Origin of the sequence: Halosimplex carlsbadense 2-9-1 (assembly GCF_000337455.1) — an archaeon.
Lineage (GTDB): Archaea > Halobacteriota > Halobacteria > Halobacteriales > Haloarculaceae > Halosimplex > Halosimplex carlsbadense.
In genome coordinates, this window is sequence record NZ_AOIU01000035.1 from 149673 (window position 1) to 155924 (window position 6252).

6 protein-coding genes and 1 pseudogene are annotated in these 6252 nt (G+C 70.7%); 5 read left to right on the forward strand and 2 right to left on the reverse strand.

The window, feature by feature from the left end:
• The first annotated feature begins 273 nt into the window (after positions 1-273).
• The gene (locus C475_RS16725; protein ID WP_006885045.1) at positions 274-627 is read left to right on the forward strand and encodes a VOC family protein; all 354 of its coding nucleotides are present in this window, start codon (positions 274-276) and stop codon (positions 625-627) included.
• A gap of 24 nt (positions 628-651) precedes the next feature.
• On the opposite strand, the gene C475_RS16730 is transcribed toward C475_RS16725, so the two are convergent.
• On the reverse strand, positions 652-1710 hold the full coding sequence (locus tag C475_RS16730; RefSeq protein WP_006885046.1) for a glycosyltransferase: 1059 nt from the start codon (positions 1708-1710) through the stop codon (positions 652-654).
• Positions 1711-1866: 156 nt separating this feature from the next.
• Here C475_RS16730 and C475_RS16735 point away from each other — a divergent pair, with 156 nt between their 5' ends.
• Positions 1867-2598: a zinc metalloprotease gene (locus C475_RS16735; RefSeq protein ID WP_006885047.1), complete on the forward strand. Its 732-nt coding sequence runs from the start codon at positions 1867-1869 to the stop codon at positions 2596-2598.
• A gap of 34 nt (positions 2599-2632) precedes the next feature.
• Here C475_RS16735 and C475_RS16740 read toward each other — a convergent pair whose 3' ends face one another.
• Entirely contained in the window at positions 2633-3079 is a 447-nt protein-coding gene (locus C475_RS16740; RefSeq protein WP_006885048.1) for a hypothetical protein, read from the reverse strand.
• 225 nt (positions 3080-3304) lie between these two features.
• On the opposite strand from C475_RS16740, the gene C475_RS16745 reads away from it, so the two are divergent.
• The 3 genes and pseudogenes from C475_RS16745 to C475_RS16755 form a co-directional block, all read left to right on the forward strand.
• Entirely contained in the window at positions 3305-5134 is a 1830-nt protein-coding gene (locus tag C475_RS16745) for a S9 family peptidase (RefSeq protein ID WP_006885049.1), read from the forward strand.
• Positions 5135-5148: 14 nt separating this feature from the next.
• Positions 5149-5697, forward strand: a complete 549-nt coding sequence (locus C475_RS16750; protein WP_006885050.1) for an NUDIX hydrolase — start codon at positions 5149-5151, stop codon at positions 5695-5697.
• A 248-nt stretch (positions 5698-5945) separates the two neighbouring features.
• Positions 5946-6252: pseudogene (locus C475_RS16755) on the forward strand (hypothetical protein); the annotation flags it as partial.

The window sequence follows — 6252 nt, forward strand, 5'->3', positions numbered from 1 at the left end:
GCGAACGGCGTTCCCGGCGACGCTCGTTGGCGCGGCTCCGCTCAGTTCAGCGTCGGTCGGTCGATCGGTTCGAAACGGTGCCCACAGCGCGGGCATTCGACGATGCGTCCGCCGGTCTCGACGGTCTCGAACGAGCGCGACAGACCGGTCTTCCCGCAGTCGGGACAGCGGCGGAGCAACGGCGGGATCATCGGTGGTCAGCCCCGATACGTGTTCGAGCGGCAAGGGTGCGTCGGCGGAACGGCTTTGTGGCGACGCGACCCAGCGGAACGCGTGAGCGGGATCGTGTTCTTCCGGACCGAGGACGAGGCGCGCGTCGTCGAGTTCTACCGCGAGCGGGTCGGCGCCGAGACGTGGATCGAACAGGACGGCTGTACGATCCTCCGCCACGGAGCGTTCAAATTCGGCTTCTGCGGCCGCGAGGAGACCGACGACTGCGGAACGCTGACCTTCTACTACGACGACCGCGAGCGCGTCGACGAGCTGTACGAGCGCTTCGAGGACCGGGCGCGGGGGCCGCCCGAGACGAGCGAGCGGTACGAGATATACCGATTCTTCGCCGACGACCCGGACGGTCGCACCGTCGAGTTCCAGACGTTCCTGCACCCGCTGCCGGACGAGGAGTAGACCGGAGACGGGACCGCGACGGGGCTACAACAGCCCGTGTTCGGACTGGAGATCCCGATAGGTCTGCAGATACCGTTCGAGGACGGCGTCGTGGTCGTACCCGTCGTAGTCCTCGTCGACGGTGAGCCGCTCGAACTCGCCGGCGTCGACGATGGCGTCGGCGATCTGCTGGGGGTCGGTCGCCCGGAAGCTCCGCTCGACCTCCTCGATGAGCTCGTGGGCGCTGGACTCGGCCTGGTACTCGACGATGCCGACGCAGCCGCAGGCCAGCGCCCACAGCAGCTCGGTCGCGAAGTACTCCCGATAGGCCGTCTGCACGAACGCGTGGGCGCCTTTGTAGTAGGCCACCCGCTCGGCGCGGTCGCAGGCGCCGACGAAGGTGACCCGGTCGTCGATGCGCAGGTCCCGGACCTGCCGTTCGTAGCCCTCGCGTGCGGGGCCGTCGCCGACGATGGTCGCCGACCAGTCGCGGTCGCGCAGCTCGGCGAGGCCCAGCAGGAAACTCTCCAGGTTGGCGCTCTCGTCGAGCGGGTGGGCGTAGACCACGTCGATCTCCTCGGCGGGGTCGGTCCCCCTGACCGTCTCCATGTCGACGCTCTCGGGGACGACCTGGGTGGTGTCGGCGGTCGCGCCGCGCTCGCGGACGCGCGTACGGACCATCTCTGAGGGCGTGTCGATCATGTCCGGGAGCGTGGCGACGCGGTCGGCGAACCGCGAGTCGTCGACCGACTCGTCGCCGAACCACTCGACGACGAGCGGCGCCCGGGCGAGCGTCCCGCCGAGGCTCGCGGCGAGGACGCCCACCGGCGGCTCGGGTCGGGCGTGGACGATATCGGGGTCGTAGATGGCGAGCAGGGCGGGCAGGCGGACGGCGAAAGAGGTGAGCGTCGGCGAGATGGTGACGCCGCGGTAGGTGACGCCGTCGCGCTCGACGGTCTCGTCGGTCCCTTCCCAGAACTGCGTGCAGAAGACGGTCACGTCGTGGCCGCGGGCGGCGAGGTTGCGTGCGACGCGTTCGAACCGGCGGGCGCCTTCGGTGTCGCGATAGTGAGTCGTCTCCATCGAGACGAACGCGACGCGCATACCGCCGACGACGAGGTGGGATGTCAAAAATCCCCGTCATCCCACCGAAGACCGGTAAGGCGACCGTACCGCGGCGGCCGAGCGGGAGCGGCGCTGGAGTACGTCGCACCTACCACGCAGGAACGCTTATGACTCGATACGAGCATCCGGCCCGTAGTGAACCGACGGGCGTTCCTCGGAGGCGCCGGCGTGGCGCTGTCGCTGGGAGTGGCCGGCCGCCGCGCCGCGAGCCCGCCGGACCCGGTCGTCGTCCGCGTCTGGTTCAGCGAGTCCGCGGCCACGCAGCACGCGCTCGCCGACAGGGTCGAGGGGTACCTCGGCGCGGCGCTCGACGGGGCGCTCGAAGCCGTCGAGATCGACGTCGCGCCGTCGACGGTCGCGTTGCCCCACGAGGGCGGGAAAGAATCGCTCGGCGTCGACTGGCCCGTGACGGTCGCCGAGGGAGCGGTCGGGATGGCCGATATCGACCCCGTCGGTGACGTGAACCTGCTCGTCACCGACGGCGACCCGCGGCGCCAGCCCGCCGGGTACGCCCGGCCGCGCATCGCCGCCGCGACCGGCGGCGCCTACATCGCCCGGATGGCGCCCGCCGCGGAGACGCCGCCGGTCGTCCCCTACTCGATCCCGGCCGCGGCGACGCAGCTGCTCCTCCACGAGGTCGGCCACGCGCTCGGGGCCACCCACAGCCACGGGACGGCGCGCCGGGAGGGCGACGCGCTCGTCGCGAGCCCGATGGTCGGGAGCTACCTCTGGGCTCCCGAGCGCGTCCGCGAGCGACAGCTCGGCGACGAGAGCGCCTGCGGCGGCGCCTACCCGGACGCCGACGACGCCTCGGAGCGGCGACTCGGGCTCCGCTACACCGACTGCGCCGCTGGCGCGCTGGAGTGATCAAAAGTGTCCGATCGGTCGTTGACCGGGGGCGTTAGCTCGCGGCGTCCGTGTCGGTCTCCGTCTCCTCACCGAGGATGCCCGTGTCCGCGTCGGTCTCGGTCTCGTTACCGCCCATGACGCCGCCCTCGTCCGTCGCGGTGCCTTCGTCACCGGCGAGGCCCTCGGCGGTCGAAGTTTCGTCCGGGAACCCGCCCTCGGTCTCGGTTTCGGCACCCATCGCGTCGTCTCCTTCCGTCTCGGTGTCAATCATGTCGTCTTCCTCCGTCTCGGTGTCCATCATGTCGTTCTCTTCTGTCTCGGTGTCCATCATGTCGTCTTCCTCCGTCTCGGTCTCGTCGCCGATGACGGGGGTGTCTTCGCCGTCCGCACCGTCTTCGCCGATGGCTGCTGTGTCGGTTCCGGCGCCGGGGCCGGGGCCGCCGCAGCCGGCGAGGGCGACCAGGGCGACGATACAGACTGTCGCGAGTGCGCGGTACATGCGTTTTCCCGAAGGGGAGTCCGGCGTTTCGTTATTGGCGGGCATTCGAGGGAGGGACGCAACGTTTCCCCCGTTGTATCCGTCCCGCCGGCGTCAAACGTCCACTTACTGCCGGAGTCCCTCACGCCTACCCCGGCGGCCGCTCGTCGCGCTCGCCGCCGGTCGCGGGTCGGCCCCGCTCACACGCCCGGAAGTACTTTCTCCGTCCCGCCGCTTGCCCGGGGTATGTACGACCTCGACCGGTATCTCAACGTCAGGAGCGCCTACGGCGCCTCGTTCGCTCCCGACGGAACGCTCTCGTTCCTGCTCGACGCCACGGGCACGCCCCAGCTCTGGACGCTCGACGAGCCGCGGGAGTGGCCCGTCCAGCGCACCTTCTTCGAGGACCGGGTCACCTTCGCCTCGTGGTCGCCCGAGCGGCGGGAGCTCGCCTTCGGCATGGACGAGGGCGGCGACGAGCGCGCCCAGCTCTACCGCCTCGACGCCGACGACGGGACGATCTCGAACCTCACCGCCCGCCCCGACGCCAAACACCGCTGGGGCGGCTGGTCCCACGACGGCGATCGCTTCGCCTTCGCGTCGAATCGCCGCGACGAGTCGGTCTTCGACGTGTACGTGCAGGGCCGGACCGAGACCGGCGACGACGCGACCCTCCTCCACGAGGGCGATGGCTGGCTCTCGGTCGGCGGCTGGGCGCCCGCCGACGACCGCCTGCTCGTCTCGCAGGCCCACTGGAACTTCGACCAGGACCTGTACGTCCTCGACGCCGAGTCGGGCCGACGGCGCCACCTCACGCCCCACGACGGCGACGTTCGCTTCACGAGCGCCCAGTGGAGCCCCGACGGCGACGCCCTCTACCTGACTACCGACTACGAGTCCGACACGAAGTACCTCGCCCGGCTCGACCTCGGTACCATCGGCGAGGACCCCGACGAGTCCGACCTGGCGACGGCGCTCGACACCGTCGCCGACGGTGGCGAGTGGAACGTCGGGGGCGTGGCGCTCGACGACGAGACCGGTCGACTCGTCTACTCCCGGAACGTCGACGGCTACACCGACCTCACCGTGGGCGAACTCGCCGGCCCGACGGCGATCGACGAGTTCCCCGCGCCGGACCTGCCGGGCGGCATCGCCGGCGGCGTCGCCTTCGACGAGGACGCCGAGCGGTTCGCGCTCTCGGCGACCGGCCGCACCGAGAACACGAACGTCTACGTCGTCGAGGCCGAGACGGGGGCGTTCGAGCGCTGGACGGACGCCTCGACCGCCGGCATCCCGAGGTCGTCGTTCGTCGAGCCCGAACTCGTCCGGTACCCCACGTTCGACGATCGGTCGATCCCCGGCTACTTCTCGCTGCCCGACGACTGGGAGGCCGGCGAAACCCCCGTGATCGTCGACATCCACGGCGGCCCGGAGAGCCAGCGGCGCCCCTCCTTCGCGGGGCTGACCCAGTACTTCCTGTCGCGCGGGTACGCCGTCTTCGAGCCGAACGTCCGCGGGTCGACGGGCTACGGCCGCGAGTACACCCACCTCGACGACGTGGACAAGCGGATGGACTCGGTGGCCGATATCGAGGCGGCCGTCGAGTGGCTGACCGACCACGACGCGATCGACCCCGACCGCGTGGTCGCGATGGGCGGGTCCTACGGCGGGTTCATGGTGCTGGCCGCGCTGACGGAGTATCCCGACCTGTGGGCCGCCGGCGTCGACGTGGTCGGCATCGCCAACTTCGTCACCTTCCTGGAGAACACCGGCTCGTGGCGCCGCGAGCTGCGCGAAGCCGAGTACGGGTCGCTGGAGGAGGACCGGGCGTTCCTCGAATCGGTCTCGCCGATCAACAACGTCGAGTCGATCGCGGCGCCGCTGTTCGTCCTCCACGGCGCCAACGACCCGCGCGTCCCGCTCGGCGAGGCCGAGCAGATCGCCGAGGAGGCCGCCGCGCAGGGCGTCCCCGTCGAGAAGCTCGTCTTCGACGACGAGGGCCACGGCATCACCAAACGCGAGAACCGGATCGAGGCCTACACGGCCGTCGTCGACTTCCTCGACGAACACGTCTGAGAGGGGAGGTAACGATGACCGACAACGACCTCGCCGAACGCTCCCGGGAGCGCGTCGCGGACTGGCTGGCCGCCCTGCGCGAGCGCTACGACGGCTTCGAGCGCGTCGAGAAGCGCTGGGAACTCGCGCCCGACGCCTACGAGCGCGACCGCGAGCGGATCGCCGCGGGCGCGAACGGCGGTGGTGGGATCTGGGTCACGAACGACGACGGCGAGGTGTTGCTCGTCCGCAACGAGGGCGACGAGGGGTGGGCCGACCCCGGCGGCAAGCGCGAGGCCGGCGAGTCCTTCGAGGCGGCCGCGCGCCGCGAGGTGCGCGAGGAGACGGCTGTCCGGGCGACGATCACGGGGCTTCGCGAGGCGCACGTCCTCGAACTCGTCGACGAGACCGATCCCCGTCGGCCGTCGCTCGCAAGTCTCATCGCGATCTTCGACGGCGAGTACGCGGGCGGCGACCCGCGCCCGCGGGAGGGCGAGATCGCCGCGGCCGAGTGGGTCGTGTCGCCGCCAGAGGCGGTGCTGTATCCCGAGGTCGCAGACCGCCCGTATCCGGCGAGTGAGTGACCGGTACGGACGAGTGAGCGACCGGTACCCGCCAGCGAGCGACAGCTACCCGCAACCGAACGGGGGGTACCGGAGAGCGCGTCTCGCCTACCGGGGGACGAGCGATCGGTTCCCGGGATCGAGGCGTGGGTCTCGGTGAGCGACTCGGTCGAAACCCGCGACCGTCCGGTCCCCGACCGACACGCGAGCGGATCGCAAGGTCTGAACGAAGGGACGGGTTTATGCCGGTGCCAGCGCAGATGCGGACGATGTCCGTCGCCGAGGTCTCCCGGGACAGGGTGGAGGAGCGACTCGTCGCGCTGGAGGACGAGTACAGCGGGTTCCCGATCAACCAGACGACGCTCACCGTCCCCAGCGACGCCTACGAGCGGGCCGGCGAGCGCTGCGAGCGCGGCATCGTCGACGCGTACGTCCAGCTGTACAACGACAGCGACGACGTGCTGCTGGTCGAGCGCGACGGCGAGTGGGTCGTCCCCCACGGCGAACCGGCGACGACCGAGCGCGTCGTTCCCGGGACCGAGGCCGTGACGGTCCGTTCCCGTCTTCCCGTAGTAC